Source organism: Bacillus sp. IT-79MI2 (assembly GCF_949768135.1).
In the GTDB taxonomy this organism is placed as follows: domain Bacteria; phylum Bacillota; class Bacilli; order Bacillales; family Bacillaceae_G; genus Bacillus_A; species Bacillus_A pseudomycoides.
In genome coordinates this window covers 1-14793 of sequence record NZ_CATKPV010000048.1, presented here as the reverse complement: position 1 = coordinate 14793, position 14793 = coordinate 1, and the positions used below count along the sequence as shown (strand labels likewise).

Genomic DNA, 14793 nt, shown 5'->3' with positions numbered 1-14793 from the left:
CTTTTATATAAATCAATTCTTTTCTATGCACCTTATTACATTTATCCATTCTTCACATGAAAGATTTAATCTTCTATATGTAAATAACGTCGTACAAACATTTTCAATCATTGATGGATTATTTCGTAAAAAATCCCACCTTAATACTCTCGGTAAATCATACATTTTGTACTCTTTACTTTCCTTGATGATCCCCTCAACTTCTCGTTCACAAATTCCCCTTACTAAATAATCTGCTCTTAATTCTTGGCATACCTTTTTAAACGCTTCATTATGATGTTTCAATTGAAATAAACAAGCTATATACGTACGAAACAATTCATCATTCCGATTACAGCATTTCATTATATTTTCTATTTTTTTCATTATAAATTTTTAGCCTTTTGGTAGATTTCCATAAGCCACTTTTCACGTTTTGCTGCTTTACTTGTTTTTACAGATTGAAAGACTGAACGTTTTATTTGGCGTATACCACAAAATCGTAAAATACCCTTTTTCATAATCACCCAATCAGCAGAGCGATATAATAGTGCCACGTACCATAGTGGTGAATCTAGTGTATTGATAACCCACGCAGTTTTCCTTGTAAGTAATCCTTTCGGTATTACCCCTTCATATTTATATGCAAATCCTGCAACAAAAACACGATCAATAAATCCTTTTAAAATAGCAGGCATCCCCCACCACCATATTGGATAAATAAAGATAAAAGAATCTGCCTCTTTAACCAATGTTCTATATTTTTCTGTTTCTTCTTCATATACTAAATCACGTCTTCTCTTATCTTCATTAAAAATAAGTACTGGGTTAAATTGTTCCTTATAAAGGTCGAGCAATGTAACAAAATGATTTGTTTTTTGCAATCCTTTTTGTACATGTTCTAAAATGGATGCATTGAAACTAGATGGATTGGGATGTGCATATATGATTAGTACATTCATCTCCAAACAACACCTTTCTTAATTTAAAATTTCCTTTTTTGTAATATCTTCTCTACAATCATTACATTTTTAGAACTCATTAATAATCTCTGCATGATTACCATCAATTCCTCTTTTTCTAACATCTGCAACTTCTCCCTAATCTTCCTTTCTCCAGTACCTTGAATTGCATACACAACTGCTGCCATATGTTTACAATGTTTTTCATAAGGACATTCACAACTACTTCCCATAAAATCTACAAGATCAATGATTACTTCATAATTCCCATAATTCCCTGTGACGAACGCAAATACTTTACCATTATGTATTTCTATATCCTCTACATGTCCCTCCTCATAATATTCGTATCCTCTATCTATAATGTGCCTAGAAATCCATTTTTTCATTTCAGTTACTAAAAAAGCGTACATAACATCTACCTTTCCTTAAATTCCCTTTTGACTCCGCCTGGTTTGCATGATATTCTAATACATGTCAAGTAGCAAGCCTACATGACACAACAACTGACACCTACTCGGCGAAGGTGTCTCTTTTCGTTTTTAGCCGAATGAAATGCCTCTTTCAGGGCATATTCAACTTTTGACACTACACACTCAACACCATTCCCTTGTATCAGGCTGCTTTAGCAGTCTTTTACTCTACATACTCCTTTTAATTTTCAGATAAATTATAACATAAAAAAAAGAGAGACTAGCTCCCTTTTCGCGCCTTATAATATACCCCTTTTTCAGCATAGAGATATTCTTCATCAGCTAAAGTAATTTTCCCATCCAGTTTCAGTTCGTCTAATAGCCTTGATAAATAAAATTGGTGTAACATTTTTTTCGTGAATTTTCCTTCATGATGCGAAACGATATGTTCTTGAATATCTAATAGTGATATTGGTTTATCTTGCTCCATCATATATTCATATACTGCATTACGCAGCTTTACGTATTTTTCAAGTGTCACAGTACAATTGCAACCCCTTTCTTCTTATTCTGTTGTTTTTAGAATCGGTTTTTTTGCAACAAAAAAACCTCTTCGATAAGAAGAAGTTACGTATATATCTTCGTCTTATCTCCCAGAACAAATATGTTCTGCTGGAATTAGCACCTGCATCGCGGTTGCTGGGTTTCATCGGGCCAGTCCCTCCACCTCTCTGGATAAGAAAATATTCACTTTATAGCCTACTATAGCCATTTTCATTTCAATTGTCAAATCATATAAAGTGAAACTTTAATCAATTGAACCATTACTATCTGTAATAGCAGGGATAAAACATTTAAAACAAGTTATATTTTCTTTTCTAACGCTCATACTAGAAGTGTATGCAATAAAGTGAAACTTTAATCAGTGGGGGTTTTCTTCATCCCCCACTGATTATTAGCCCGACCAATCGGGCTTTTACTGGCAGTTTATCTCCCACCTAACTTCTTTAGAAAAGCGGAAGCGGCTCGCTCAGAATCACAGGACGTTGGAGCCCCCGACAGAGAGGCGCTTTTTTCCTCGTCCGAGGGGACGAAACGACCGGAGATTTTAGCCGCTAGAGCCGGACAATGCTTTCACCGAATTTTGAGGTAGGAGTATTACTGCCCACAAATAGCGGGATAAAGGAGGAATATATAATGAACAAAAACGCACGTGGATATGTTCAAGATTCTTATCATTCTTTACATGAAGCAAAACAATCTTTAGAAAACGCATTACAAACAGTCGAAAAAACTGATAATCGAGAACGTATAGAACAATCCTTGCAGGCTGTGGAGCACGCCTTACAAAAATGTGATCATACGGTTCATATTTTGGAACAAGAATGAATACATCCCATCTATTTACTAGATGGGATGTAACTCAAATGGCATACTAAAACAGTATTGCCGTGACAATTAAAAAATATACAGAATTAACGATTTCTAAAACCCCTACTTTTAAAATAGATATTTTCTTACCATATAATATAATTGCTCGAACTAGACTAGGTATAAAAACTAGAGAAAGCCATGGGTTTACTACAAACAATGCAACAGTTAAGAAAATGTGATATCCCCATGATACATAGCGATAGGTCGGGTTATTCTTTTCACGTATCATTGTTTTCACATAAAATGTACTACCTAAAAAGTATAAAAAAGAAGTTGCTGCAATCCACCATGCTGTTTCATCAACTGTTTTCATCGAAAAATAATAACTTATTAAACCACCTATGCAAAAAACAAGTATTGCACAAATATCATTTACTAAAGCTCGTTCCCTTTTTTGACGAGCAAAATATATATTCACAAAAAAGAGCGGAATCATAATAGCTGCGAAGAAAAGAATTTTCCACTCGTATAGTAAAGATAGTATACCGAAGACACATGCAATAATAAAATAAATAATTGCTGAATGTAAAAATTCTTTCTTTCGCGTTTGCTTCATATACATCAAAAATGGATACGTTGCTAAATAGATAAATAACCAAGCGATAAAGAGTGGAATATGATAGAAAGTAGGTTTACCAAGTATTACACTAAGTATAAACGGAATCAGCAGCATCCCCCATGCACCGTGCTGCTTTGGAACAACTAGCTTCATGAATATGGCATCTCCTCTTTGAATTTTTTCTCATTTACTATTATATAAAAAATCTCATATAAAAATCGAAGCATATTAAATCGATTTCTTGACATTTTTCACAATATAATATGTATGAAAAAATGCTTCTCACCAGTGGTAAGAAGCATGAAAGAGGCAAACGAATATGTAAGTCGCGACCCTACTTTATATTCTTATGCTTTATGATATATACTTATGCTTTGTTTACTTGAGATAATAGCTCTTTATCATCATCTAAAATTCCATATTTCTTTTTAAACCTTGTAATAATTCTAATCCACGATGAGCCAAACAAAACAAGAAAAATTACATTTGAGAGTGCATGAGCTAGATCAAAGTAAAAACTTGCAGCGTAGTATGCAATAAAGTCTTTCCATGTTAATCCTTCTAAAAAGCCAAGTATCCCCCACAAATTCATAATCCAGCCAAAAACAAAACCGGCTATGAACCCATAGATGACTCTCCCCCATAACTTTCTCATTATAAATGTATTTCGAAGTAAACCAGCTATAAAACCTATCATTCCCCAAGAAAACATTTGCCACGGTGTCCAAGGCCCCTGTCCTAAAAATATATTAGATACAAGTGCTGCCGTTGCCCCAATCATAAAGCCTGTTTCACTTCCAAAAACAATTGCAGATACAATAATAACAAAAGATGTTGGTTGTACACTCGGCATAATGGAAAACGGTACACGACTAACTGCTGCTATTGCTGCTAAAACAGCTACAATGACTATTTCACGTGAAACAAATGCTTTCCTCTCAAATCGTATATAAAAAGGTAACATGATAATGGATAATAAAAATAAACTACACCAAATATAATATTTATCTGTTACAAAAGAAGTAAAGAGAAGCGTACTTATTGCAATAATGAAACTAAGCATTATGAGAGCAAAATATCGTTTGGACACGATTTGTACACATCCTCCCACGTTAATGCATAAGGTAATTGCTTGCGAATAAAACGATTAATAGATGTTGTATAAAAGAAATTATCACTAAAGAATTTCTTTGGTGTATCATCCATAATTACGTTCCCATCAAATAACATCATACAATGATCAACATATTTAGCTGCAAATTCAATGTCATGTGTTGCCATCACAATTGTTGTTCCTTCTTTTTGTAACTCTTGAAACAGCACACCTAATTTTTCTTTTTTTTCTGGATCAAGCCCTTTTGTCGGTTCGTCTAGTAATAATAAACTTGGCTTCGATAATAAAGCTGTACATAGTGCGATTAACTGTTGTTCTCCCCCACTACAATCATGTGGATGACGATCTCGAATAGAATGAAGCCAAAATCGTTTTAACATATCTTCGGCTATTTTTTTCCCATTATCACCATATAATTCATTCACTCTTTCAAAAACTTCATCCCACACCGTCTCAAATGTAAAATGATAATATGGATGTTGCGATACAAAACCTATTCTTTTAAATCGTTCCTTTGAATCAATTTTATAAATCTCCGTTCCGTTCCACCGTACTTTTCCTCTTCTAGTTTTGTTTAATCCTGCCAAGATGGTTAAAAGTGTTGATTTTCCAGTACCATTTTTCCCAACAAGCGCAGTCCACTTCCCTTGCTCAATCGATAACGTTAAATCTTTTAAAATAAAAGGGCTATTTTTTTCATATTGAAAGGATATATGTTTTACTTGTAAAATCACTTCTTTTTTTTCTGCCCGTGATATAACTGGCACTTCATGTTCGATAGATAACTCAGAATGAATTTGTGTTTGTGCTTCCCTTACCGTAAAGGGTATTTGCTCTACATTCCATTCTAAAAACAATCTTGGAATTTGAGGGATAAACGGTCGGAATTCTTCTACTGTCCACATTTTCGATATAACCTGTTGCGGGATTCCATCATAAATAATTTCCCCAGCATTCATAAACACAACTCGAGTTGCTAGTGGCATTACTTCGTCTAAACGATGTTCACTCATGATAATTGTAATCCCGAGTTCTTCGTTAATTCGTTTCAATAACCCTAAAAAATCTTTTGCTGCAATTGGATCAAGCTGTGCTGTCGGTTCATCAAGGAGTAATAATTTGGGCTGTAAAACAAGAACTGCCGCTAAATTAACAAGTTGTTTTTGTCCCCCCGATAACGTGTGAACAGACTGGTGTAACAAATCTTGAAACCCTAAAAAACTAATTAATTCAGCGATTCTCTTTTGAATTATACTTGTCTCTAAACCAACATTTTCAAGAGAAAATGCCAATTCTTGAATTACCGTATCCATAACAAGTTGATTTTCAGGATTTTGAAATACCATTCCCACTTCTTGTGCTGACAATAAGTCTGGCATCTCCAGTAAAGAAGTTCCATTATAATACATATTGCCTGTGCACTTTCCAATTGGGAGTAACTCTTTCTTAAAATGTTTCAAAAGTGTTGTCTTACCACATCCTGAGCGGCCAGCAAGCACAATAAACTCACCTTGAGAGACCCTCAAGGAAACGCCCGTTAATGCTTGTACTTTTTCATCAGCATACGTAAATGCTAAATTTTTTATTTCTGCATGCGCCACCATAACCATTCCCCCCCTTCCATTATGATTGGTAAACTAATAAACAGTATAAATAACACGAATAATATTCCATCATATTGCTGAAATACAAGCGATTCCACTCTTGGATAGATTAATAGTTTGCCAGCACCGTAAAAATTGAACACAAAACAGCTTAGTAATAAAATTGCTAAACACGCAAGTATGTACCAATCTTGCCTTTCCATTCGATATCGAATGTACGTACTACGCTTCGTCACTCCAAATCCACGCGCTTGCATGGAATCTGCCGTTTGTAATGCATCTTCTAAAGAACAAACAAGCAACACCTGCAAGAGTTTCATTCCATTTTTGATTCTCCCTATGAATGAGCCTGAATCTAATTGCACTCCTTTTGTCTTTTGAACAAGTGTAATTTGTCTTAAACGCCGGATAAATAAAGGAACGAAACGCACTGTGATCATTGTTAGTAACGCAACTTTCGGTGAAATCCGTGAAAATAAATACAAAAATTTATGACTTGAAATCACATCATTATAGGAAGTAAATGTGAACATAATAGCAAGTAACAATAATCCCATTATGAATCCATACATGCACGCTTCTAATGTAATTCGATTATCCCCTAAACGAAACAATGTAGTCGCTCCCCTATGCGTTAGCAAAGGATTTAACACAATCACCATTACAAAGAAAAGAAACGTACTTGGTAACATTGTTCTTATTTTCTCGCCATTTTCTTGCATGATGTTTAACAGTACAATCATAATAATCGCACCCATTAAAAAAAGAGGGTGAAGACACATCATACATAGTATCATCACCCCAATATAATAAAAAAAATTCACAAAAGGATGTAAAGAAGAAAAGATAATTTTCATAACCTTTACCTAAAGCCCTTTCCTAATTTAACACATATACCCATTCGATATTATCTCCTGGCTTGACTTTATATGCACCTGCACTTCGGTTTGGAAAAGTACCATTTACACGATACTTCCATCCACTTTTTGGTCCTTTGTCAAATTCATATAAATCATTTATCCCTTTTATATATTTACTGTTTCCAGATCCAGTTGAATCAATATCTAGCCCTGTATTGTTTAACACATCAAAAACTGTAGTTCCTTCTTGCATATCTACTTTTTTCGCACCTAATAAATACCCTTGATCACCACGTACAGAAATGGTAACTTGCTGAGCTTGTGGTTTTGGTACTGGTTTTGGTACTGGCTTTGGTTCGGGTTGAGGTTGTGGCTTTGGGACTATTTTAGGTTCTGGATCTTTCGACTGTTCCTGCTTTGGTGTTTCTTTTGGCTGATTAACTACTTTAGCCTCTTCTTTTACTTCTGGTGCTTTCTTTTGTTCAGCGTTTTCTTGCTGCGCTTTTGTTTGTTCTTGTTGTTTTTGCTGAGCAACTGGTTCTTGCTCTTTTTTCTCTTCTTTCTTTATTTCAGGTTGTTCTTGCGATTTTTGTTCCTGATTGTCCTTTTGTAGCTCTTCTTGTTGTTTATTCTCTACTGATTCTTGCTGTTCTTCCGGTTTACTTTCTTCCTTTTTCTCTTCTTGTTTCAGTTCTTCTTTTTGTTCTGTTTTTGAAATTGCTTTTTGTTCAGGTTTTGATTCATTTTGACTACATCCAACAAGCAATCCAAATGAAAGGACAACTGAGAGTAACCATTTCATCATACTCATGTTTTTCTCACCTTTCCTAATAAAATTAGGAGCAAATCATTGCTCCTAATTTTTGTTAAGCTGCTCTTCGTCTCCATAAAACATATGCTGAAGCGATACATAATACGCCCATTCCTACTGGCATAGCAGTATCCCAAGCAGATGCTCCTGTTTTTGGTAACTGACGATTTTTCGCAGTTTTTTCATTATTTACTGTGTTATCTTTCGTAACAACACGAGAGTTCTCATCGTTTGTTTGTTTCTCTTGTTTTTGAATCACTTCTTGCTTTTCAATCCCATTGCTCTCATCCACTACAGGTTCCTTCGGCTCTTCAACTGAGTTTATATCATCTTCAGTTGATGAATTTGTCCAATCATATATAGAACCTTTACCATTTACAAATGCCTTATATTGAACAAGTGCTAAAAGTGCTTGTTCAGTAGCCATACTGCTACCCTCTTCGTCGCTTGGCAACCATTTAAATTCACCATTTGCAAGTTGGTATGATATTAAATTTTGAACTGCGTTTACATTATTTTTAGTAAATGTTTCACTAGTTGGATCAATCCCTGTAATAGCAAGTCCAATAATTGCTTGTGCAACACTATTTGAATTTTCTTGACCATCAGCTTCAAATCCACCAGTGTTCAATTGTTTACTTGACAAATATTGCACTGCTTTTTTTACAGCTTGTTTTACCTCTGGTTGTTTCTGATATGGTGCTAATGCTGATAAAACCATACCTGTTACATCAATATTACTAGCCTCTTCCTTACTACTTTCCACATTGTATGTCCAACCACCGTCTGTATGTTGTGCATTTAAAATCTCTTTTACTAAAGCCGCACGGTTCCACTTTGCTCCAGCTGGTACTTCGTATTTTTTTGTATCAAGTGCAAGTAAAGCAAATGTATAACCAGTAACAGAATTTAGTTTTTCAGATTGATATAGTTTTTGAACTAAATTCTTTCCTGCAACATTTGTTGGATTTCCATTTACCGCTAATACCGCTAAAACAGTTCTTGCTATATCTGTAGCGCTAAATCGTTCCACACGTTTTTCTACTTTTTGTGTTAAAGATTGTAAATAACTAATTTTTGTTCCTACTGGAATATTTTTCCCTGAATGTGCTAGTGCAATTGCTACCCAATCACTATCGATTCCATCTTCCATCATTTTTTTTGATGTTTTCGCAATCGCTTGATCTAATTGCTTTATTAGTAATTCATTTTTGATTGGTTCTTTCAACTCATTAGGCTTTTGTTCTTGTGGCTTCTGAACTTCAGGTTTTTGTCCATCCGGCTTTTGTTCTCCTGGTTTTTGTTCCTCAGGTTTTTGTCCATCTGGCTTTTGTTCTTCTGGTTTTTGTCCATCTGGCTTTTGCTCTTCTGGTTTTTGCTCTTCTGGTTTTTGTTCTTCAGGCTTTTGACCATCCGGCTTTTGCTCTTCTGGTTTTGTAGTACCTGGATCTTTTTCACAAGTTCCAATCTTATCGAGTACTTGTTGCAACTTTTCTGTGCTCATATTGTCCCAATTTACAACAAAACGAAATGCAACAACATCTCCAGATTCTAATTTATAACTATCTGCCCCTACCATGGCAGCTTGATCATTCACATCATATGCCCATCCGCTTGTAGCACTTATATCACCAGCCATTAAACCGTCAATACCTTTAACATACATACCATACTTCGTATTCTCAGCTGTTACTTTAGTCCCCATAACTTTTTGTAACAAACTATAGGCTGTTTCTCCATCTTCAATTGGCACTTCTTTCGGACATAAAATAACTCCTTTTTGCGATTCTCCAATGATCGCAAGTGTTGCTGTTTTCCCTTCAGCAAACGTAATATGTACAGTATTTGTAAATGAAACAAATACTAATGCCACTGCCATTATCAACGTAAGCAGCCATTTTTTTATCATTGCCATCCTTGGTTATTCCTCCCTTTGCTTACATATACATAAAAAAAGGCCCTTCAAGGGCGTGCAATAGCACTCTACCGTGAGTGCTAAACAAAATGCACAACACCTCCTCCTATCCGCATAGGTAGCGGTTGTATTTGTATAGGAAAGAGCATGTAACTTATGAATGTATCATTGTGATAACATTCACTTTTAACGGCGAACCCATTTTATTTCCACCAATTTCCTTTTAAAGTTATCGTATAAACGACATACCTATACATTCATCAAATTATAAATTTCTGTATTATTTTACTATTGACACGAGATTTTGTCTATGTTTTCTCTGATTTATTTTCTAAGAATAATAGCCGGTTACATTAAATTATAAAGCTTCTATTATATAGATACTACAGGTTGCTATGAATCGGTTGTTCACATACAATAATACCATCTTCATCCGCATACACATACTGATTAGGAATCCACTCAATTTCTCCAAATTGCAAAGGAATTTTTGTTTCTCCCTTTCCCTCTTTTCTACTTCTCTTCGGCATTGTACCTAATGCTAAAATACCAATGTTAATATTTCGTAGTTCCTTAGAATCACGAACACATCCATATACAATAATCCCTGCTATATTTCGTTCCTTTGCAATGTTTGCCAAATTATCTCCAAGTAATGCACAGTTCGTAGAAGCACCTCCATCAACTACTAACACAGTCCCCTCTGGTAAAGTTTGTAGCGCTTCCTTTACTAATACATTATCATCTTTCACTTTAACCGTTGCAATCTTCCCATGAAATTGCTCTTTCTTTCCATATGATTGAAAAATAGGCTTACATACTTGTACGTCTCCTTCAAAGGCATCACAAAGATCTGTCGTTCTCCACATCTTTCTCCCTCTTTTCTTTTTCCTTTACGTTACATATTCTTGTCGTTTTATTTTTCACCTGTCTTATATTGCGAAATTTTGTATACTAATAAGAAGAAATACATATAAAGAACAATCGGAAGACCTCTCATTCAGAAACTTCATATTAACTTCAGTTACATGATCAGAAATCTTCTATACTTTCACTTTCTCTCCCTCCTGTATAATATTTCAAATTCCGTACATACTGTATAAAGGCTGGTGAACAGCTTTAATCAAATTTTGTAGTACCTACAATCTTTTCTCCCTTTCCCTGGGGCTGAGCAGTTAGCTTTTGCTAGCTGCTCTTTTGTTTTTATAATGAAGCTTTTGTTAAAAAGCTAGTTAACCTCTTTTTACTTTTTAATCATCAACACTGAAATTAGATAACTATTATGTAGTCATGAGTGAATATGACAACCTTTCCTTGTAATATTCTTTTGTAAAAGGATAAGGGTGTGACAATGTTGAATAGAAAAAACGATCAAATTGTTATTCACATAATAAAAGGCTCAACTATAAAAAAGTTTTTAATCTTAGATTTAGTTACTGGAACAGGAATTTACTATATAATTAAATTTATTTCTTCAAGTATATTAATTGCACTTATTGGCAGTATCGTAGGAACCGAAGGCATTAAAAAGATACCGAAATTCCAAAATAATACGAATTAAATTTCAGTACCTAGCCCCACTACCTTCACTCCATTAAGAAGAGCAAGCCTTCTCAATAAAGTGAGACTTTAATCAGTGGGGGTTTTCTTCATCCCCCACTGATTATTAGCCCTCACCAATCGGGCTTTTACGGACAGTTGATCCCCCACCTATCTTCCTCGTTTCTCTCTGAATCTTGAGGTGGGGGTCTTACTGCCCGTTAATGCGGGATAAAATAATAAAAAGAGCCAAATGGCTCTTTTTATTACATTCCAGTACATGGATCTATTATATCTCCAACTCAATCATTGGAATTAATAATATACTACTCAACTACAATATCGTGTAGTTCAAAGCGAATTATTTTTTTAAATTCATCTAGTCCTAGTTCAACTTGATACCCTATCTTCCCGGCACTAAAGATCATTGTATCCAACTCCGTAGCACTATTATCAATGACCGTAGGGAAATATTTTTTCATCCCTATCGGTGAACAGCCACCATGAATATAGCCGGTGAGCGAGAGTAAATCTTTAGATTTCAGCATACTTATTGATTTTTCACGAACGCTAGAAGCTGCTTTTTTCAAATCTAATTCTTTATTTACAGGTACAACAAAAACATAGTGCTGCCCTGATTTCCCCATGGTGACTAGTGTTTTAAATACTTGATTAGGAGATTGTCCTAATACCAAAGCAACATCTATTCCACTAATCGCATCAGTATCCACATAGCTATAATGTTTATAATTGATTTTTTTCTTATCTAATAACCGCATTACATTCGTTTTGTATTCCATTGTGCTAAAATCCTCCTGCAACAAATTTATATGTATTATTTAATATATGAATTGAGATAAAGACGTTGGAAATATAATTTCAAATACATAAGTATTGTAGCTTACTTTGCTATTTTTTAACAAGTGATGACAAGCATATTCTATCACTCAAACTGTTTATATACAGTAGGATTAATTCATCCATTAATCTTGTTTTTATTTTCAAAAAACATTGATATTTCAAAAAACATTTGTTATACTTTTGAAAAAACTTAAGGAGAGATTGAATATGTTTAATTCTAATACTTCTTTCCAACTTCATCATCATACATAATGCCGTGTATCCGAAGAATTTTTTCTTCGTGGGTACAGGGCTTTTCCTGTTACCCACGAAGCATTCATAAAGCTATGTGGGTATTTTTATACCTGCATAGCTTTTTTTAATTTAAAAAAGGAGTGATTCAAATGGATGTAAGAAATGTAAAAGGAACAAAAGATTATTTACCCGCGGAACAGTTGTTACGAAATAGAATTAAACGTGCTTGTGAAGAGACTTTTGAACGATATGGTTGTAAACCGCTTGAAACACCTACATTAAATATGTATGAACTTATGGCCTATAAATATGGAGGCGGTGCTGAAATTTTAAAAGAAATGTACACACTACGTGATCAAGGAAATCGTGAAATCGCTCTTCGGTATGATTTAACGATTCCATTTGCAAAAGTAATAGCAATGAACCCGGATATCAGGCTGCCTTTTAAACGCTATGAAATTGGAAAGGTCTTTCGTGATGGACCAATAAAACAAGGAAGGTTTCGTGAATTTATTCAATGCGACGTTGATATAGTCGGCGTAGAATCTGTTATTGCTGAAGCTGAATTGATGGCCATGGCATTTGATCTTTTCAAAACTTTAAACTTAGATGTTACAATTCAATATAATAATCGGAAGTTATTAACAGGTATTCTTAAATCAGTTGAAATTCAAGATGAACAAACAAACGATGTTATTTTATCATTAGATAAACTTGAAAAAATCGGAATTGATGGTGTACGGAAGGATTTACAAAGCCGTGGAATAGTAAATGACACTATAGAGGTTGTTTGTCATACGGTTGAATCTTGTATGACATTAGAACTTAATGAGTTTAAACAAATTTTCTCAAATTCACTTGTTACGGATGGAATCAACGAACTACAACAATTACAGCAATACTTACTCGCTCTTGGCGTCCAAAACAATACGATTTTCAATCCATTCCTAGCAAGAGGACTTACAATGTATACAGGCACAGTTTATGAAATTTTTTTAACAGATGGAAGCATTACTTCAAGTATTGGTAGTGGCGGACGTTATGATAATATAATTGGAGCCTTTCGTAACGACAATACATCCTATCCAACAGTAGGGATTTCCTTTGGCTTGGATGTTATTTATACAGCTCTTACGCAAAAAGAAACGGAATCTACTTGTGCTGATATTTTCATTATTCCTATTAACACCGAAGTGGAATGTTTACGAATTACACAACTTTTGCGTTCTAAAAGTACTTTCAAAGTTGAGCTGGAACTTGCTGGACGTAAATTAAAACGGTCCCTTAATTACGCAAATAAAGAGAATATTCCTTACGTGCTTATTATTGGTGAAAATGAGATACAAACAGAAACAATTATTTTACGAAATATGGTAAGAAGCACTGAACAAACCATTCCCCTCTCTTGTATTGAAGACGGAACTTTAAGTAAGTACTTATAAGAGATCATCTACCTATTAGGTGATTTGCGAAAAAAAATAATAAAACCCACGAAGAAAATAGCATTTCTCCATGGGTTTTTATTTGTTTAAAAGTGGATTTTTTGTCCCCCTATTCTCTATTATATTTCTATATCGCACTAAATTTACATACTATTATCATTTCATCCCTCGTTCATAAATCGTAATTCTACTGCTTACAAAGACAGTCACATTACCCCCACACTCTACCAATAAAACTAATTCCCCAAAGAAGATAGGCACATTACGTTACTATATACATCGTAAATTCTAAACTAGTAAGTTTTCTTTTTTTGTCTCTCTTTTCGTAAATACATGTAAAAACAAAGTGTTGATAAAAGTAATAATAATTGAGAGGATTGGTTTATTTGTTCTAATACCGTGATATCAACTCAGCTCCTTTCATTACATTACTTAACATATTTTAAAAATAGGCGTAAAGAATTATATTACATTGCTACTTTTAAAGCCTCTTCTAGTGCTGTAATTGCTCCACCTAAGCATGTTAAAACTTCTGTTGGGATTGCCATAATCATTTCTTTATTTTTAATATTAAAATATTATGAATTTTTATACTCTCGTTATAGTAAGAGTTTACAAATATATCCATTCATCTCGATATACAATATTCCATAAAACATTGGTTGTTTATTTTATTATAATACTCAAGGGAAGTGCAACATAATAATTTATCAGATGAGGAGAGAATGATCATATGTATCCAAAATTTATTGACAAAATAGCGTTTTCGAAGGCGCATAAAGAGTTATTAATTAAACTGTATAATAAAGAAATTTCAAGAAGCGAGTATAATCAATTGGTAGATACTTTTTACCGTTCACAACAAAAGTAAATATGAAGTAAGTGTTTATGGTTTTATGTCTTTTATAGCAACGAAGTTCATTCTTATCATTTTTGGAGCAACCTATTCTGTTAGGTTGATGGGTATGGGGATTTTAACGAAATTATTTTTCTTTAGGAATTACGAATCTCTTAATTAGATAGCCCCAAGTACCGCGCGAAAAAAGCCGTTCACCATAAGCTATGG

The 14793-nt window shown here is 34.2% G+C and carries 15 protein-coding genes and 1 riboswitch; of the genes, 3 read left to right on the top strand and 12 right to left on the bottom strand.

All coding sequences use genetic code 11. The features are described from left to right. Positions 1 to 12: 12 nt before the first annotated feature. From ACM6HU_RS05310 to ACM6HU_RS05295, 4 genes are all read right to left on the bottom strand, one after another. A complete protein-coding gene (locus tag ACM6HU_RS05310) occupies positions 13 to 366 on the bottom strand; it encodes a hypothetical protein (RefSeq protein WP_016115428.1) in 354 nt (117 codons plus the stop codon). Next, on the bottom strand, positions 366 to 941 hold the full coding sequence (locus ACM6HU_RS05305) for an NAD(P)H-dependent oxidoreductase (protein WP_016115429.1): 576 nt from the start codon (positions 939 to 941) through the stop codon (positions 366 to 368). Before ACM6HU_RS05305 ends, ACM6HU_RS05310 begins: the two co-directional genes overlap by 1 nt. Before the next feature lie 23 nt (positions 942 to 964). After that, the gene (locus ACM6HU_RS05300; protein ID WP_016115430.1) at positions 965 to 1354 is read right to left on the bottom strand and encodes an SWIM zinc finger family protein; all 390 of its coding nucleotides are present in this window, start codon (positions 1352 to 1354) and stop codon (positions 965 to 967) included. A 280-nt stretch (positions 1355 to 1634) separates the two neighbouring features. Beyond that, positions 1635 to 1895 carry a hypothetical protein gene (locus ACM6HU_RS05295; protein WP_003202914.1) on the bottom strand — a complete coding sequence of 87 codons (261 nt, stop codon included), beginning with the start codon at positions 1893 to 1895 and terminating at the stop codon, positions 1635 to 1637. A gap of 102 nt (positions 1896 to 1997) precedes the next feature. Next, a riboswitch (SAM riboswitch) is annotated at positions 1998 to 2096 on the bottom strand. A gap of 455 nt (positions 2097 to 2551) precedes the next feature. Between ACM6HU_RS05295 and ACM6HU_RS05290 the strand changes: the two genes are divergently transcribed. After that, positions 2552 to 2743 carry a hypothetical protein gene (locus ACM6HU_RS05290; RefSeq protein ID WP_016115431.1) on the top strand — a complete coding sequence of 64 codons (192 nt, stop codon included), beginning with the start codon at positions 2552 to 2554 and terminating at the stop codon, positions 2741 to 2743. 46 nt (positions 2744 to 2789) lie between these two features. On the opposite strand, the gene ACM6HU_RS05285 is transcribed toward ACM6HU_RS05290, so the two are convergent. The 7 genes from ACM6HU_RS05285 to rraA form a co-directional block, all read right to left on the bottom strand. Beyond that, positions 2790 to 3500, bottom strand: coding sequence for a YwiC-like family protein (locus tag ACM6HU_RS05285; RefSeq protein ID WP_016115432.1), 711 nt, complete (start codon positions 3498 to 3500; stop codon positions 2790 to 2792). 214 nt (positions 3501 to 3714) lie between these two features. Further along, entirely contained in the window at positions 3715 to 4437 is a 723-nt protein-coding gene (locus ACM6HU_RS05280; protein WP_033671326.1) for an ECF transporter S component, read from the bottom strand. Continuing rightward, positions 4410 to 6071 (bottom strand): ABC transporter ATP-binding protein, encoded by a 1662-nt coding sequence (locus tag ACM6HU_RS05275; protein WP_275857594.1) that lies wholly within the window; start codon positions 6069 to 6071, stop codon positions 4410 to 4412. The genes ACM6HU_RS05280 and ACM6HU_RS05275 overlap by 28 nt, the downstream gene beginning before the upstream one ends. Then, positions 6044 to 6922, bottom strand: coding sequence for an energy-coupling factor transporter transmembrane component T (locus ACM6HU_RS05270; RefSeq protein ID WP_414848056.1), 879 nt, complete (start codon positions 6920 to 6922; stop codon positions 6044 to 6046). Before ACM6HU_RS05270 ends, ACM6HU_RS05275 begins: the two co-directional genes overlap by 28 nt. Positions 6923 to 6944: 22 nt before the next feature. Then, positions 6945 to 7736 carry a DUF4430 domain-containing protein gene (locus ACM6HU_RS05265; protein WP_016133090.1) on the bottom strand — a complete coding sequence of 264 codons (792 nt, stop codon included), beginning with the start codon at positions 7734 to 7736 and terminating at the stop codon, positions 6945 to 6947. Positions 7737 to 7791: 55 nt separating this feature from the next. Next, positions 7792 to 9651: a DUF4430 domain-containing protein gene (locus tag ACM6HU_RS05260; protein ID WP_016115437.1), complete on the bottom strand. Its 1860-nt coding sequence runs from the start codon at positions 9649 to 9651 to the stop codon at positions 7792 to 7794. A 383-nt stretch (positions 9652 to 10034) separates the two neighbouring features. Next, positions 10035 to 10520 carry a ribonuclease E activity regulator RraA gene (gene rraA / locus ACM6HU_RS05255; RefSeq protein ID WP_016115438.1) on the bottom strand — a complete coding sequence of 162 codons (486 nt, stop codon included), beginning with the start codon at positions 10518 to 10520 and terminating at the stop codon, positions 10035 to 10037. Positions 10521 to 11002: 482 nt separating this feature from the next. Here rraA and ACM6HU_RS05250 point away from each other — a divergent pair, with 482 nt between their 5' ends. After that, positions 11003 to 11212: a hypothetical protein gene (locus ACM6HU_RS05250; protein ID WP_016115439.1), complete on the top strand. Its 210-nt coding sequence runs from the start codon at positions 11003 to 11005 to the stop codon at positions 11210 to 11212. A gap of 304 nt (positions 11213 to 11516) precedes the next feature. Here ACM6HU_RS05250 and ybaK read toward each other — a convergent pair whose 3' ends face one another. Further along, positions 11517 to 11990, bottom strand: a complete 474-nt coding sequence (gene ybaK / locus ACM6HU_RS05245) for a Cys-tRNA(Pro) deacylase (RefSeq protein WP_016115440.1) — start codon at positions 11988 to 11990, stop codon at positions 11517 to 11519. 444 nt (positions 11991 to 12434) lie between these two features. On the opposite strand from ybaK, the gene ACM6HU_RS05240 reads away from it, so the two are divergent. Continuing rightward, a complete protein-coding gene (locus ACM6HU_RS05240) occupies positions 12435 to 13727 on the top strand; it encodes a histidine--tRNA ligase (protein WP_016115441.1) in 1293 nt (430 codons plus the stop codon). Positions 13728 to 14793 lie beyond the last annotated feature (1066 nt).

Excerpts from the sequence above, each read along its gene's own strand:
- ACM6HU_RS05310 (WP_016115428.1), bottom strand. The coding sequence starts at position 366 with ATGAAAAAAATAGAAAATATAATGAAATGCTGTAATCGGAATGATGAA.
- ACM6HU_RS05305 (WP_016115429.1), bottom strand. The coding sequence starts at position 941 with ATGAATGTACTAATCATATATGCACATCCCAATCCATCTAGTTTCAAT.
- ACM6HU_RS05300 (WP_016115430.1), bottom strand. The coding sequence starts at position 1,354 with ATGTACGCTTTTTTAGTAACTGAAATGAAAAAATGGATTTCTAGGCAC.
- ACM6HU_RS05290 (WP_016115431.1), top strand. The coding sequence starts at position 2,552 with ATGAACAAAAACGCACGTGGATATGTTCAAGATTCTTATCATTCTTTA.
- ACM6HU_RS05285 (WP_016115432.1), bottom strand. The coding sequence starts at position 3,500 with ATGAAGCTAGTTGTTCCAAAGCAGCACGGTGCATGGGGGATGCTGCTG.
- ACM6HU_RS05275 (WP_275857594.1), bottom strand. The coding sequence starts at position 6,071 with ATGGTTATGGTGGCGCATGCAGAAATAAAAAATTTAGCATTTACGTAT.
- ACM6HU_RS05270 (WP_414848056.1), bottom strand. The coding sequence starts at position 6,922 with ATGAAAATTATCTTTTCTTCTTTACATCCTTTTGTGAATTTTTTTTAT.
- ACM6HU_RS05265 (WP_016133090.1), bottom strand. The coding sequence starts at position 7,736 with ATGAGTATGATGAAATGGTTACTCTCAGTTGTCCTTTCATTTGGATTG.
- ACM6HU_RS05260 (WP_016115437.1), bottom strand. The coding sequence starts at position 9,651 with ATGGCAATGATAAAAAAATGGCTGCTTACGTTGATAATGGCAGTGGCA.
- rraA (WP_016115438.1), bottom strand. The coding sequence starts at position 10,520 with ATGTGGAGAACGACAGATCTTTGTGATGCCTTTGAAGGAGACGTACAA.
- ACM6HU_RS05250 (WP_016115439.1), top strand. The coding sequence starts at position 11,003 with ATGTTGAATAGAAAAAACGATCAAATTGTTATTCACATAATAAAAGGC.
- ybaK (WP_016115440.1), bottom strand. The coding sequence starts at position 11,990 with ATGGAATACAAAACGAATGTAATGCGGTTATTAGATAAGAAAAAAATC.
- ACM6HU_RS05240 (WP_016115441.1), top strand. The coding sequence starts at position 12,435 with ATGGATGTAAGAAATGTAAAAGGAACAAAAGATTATTTACCCGCGGAA.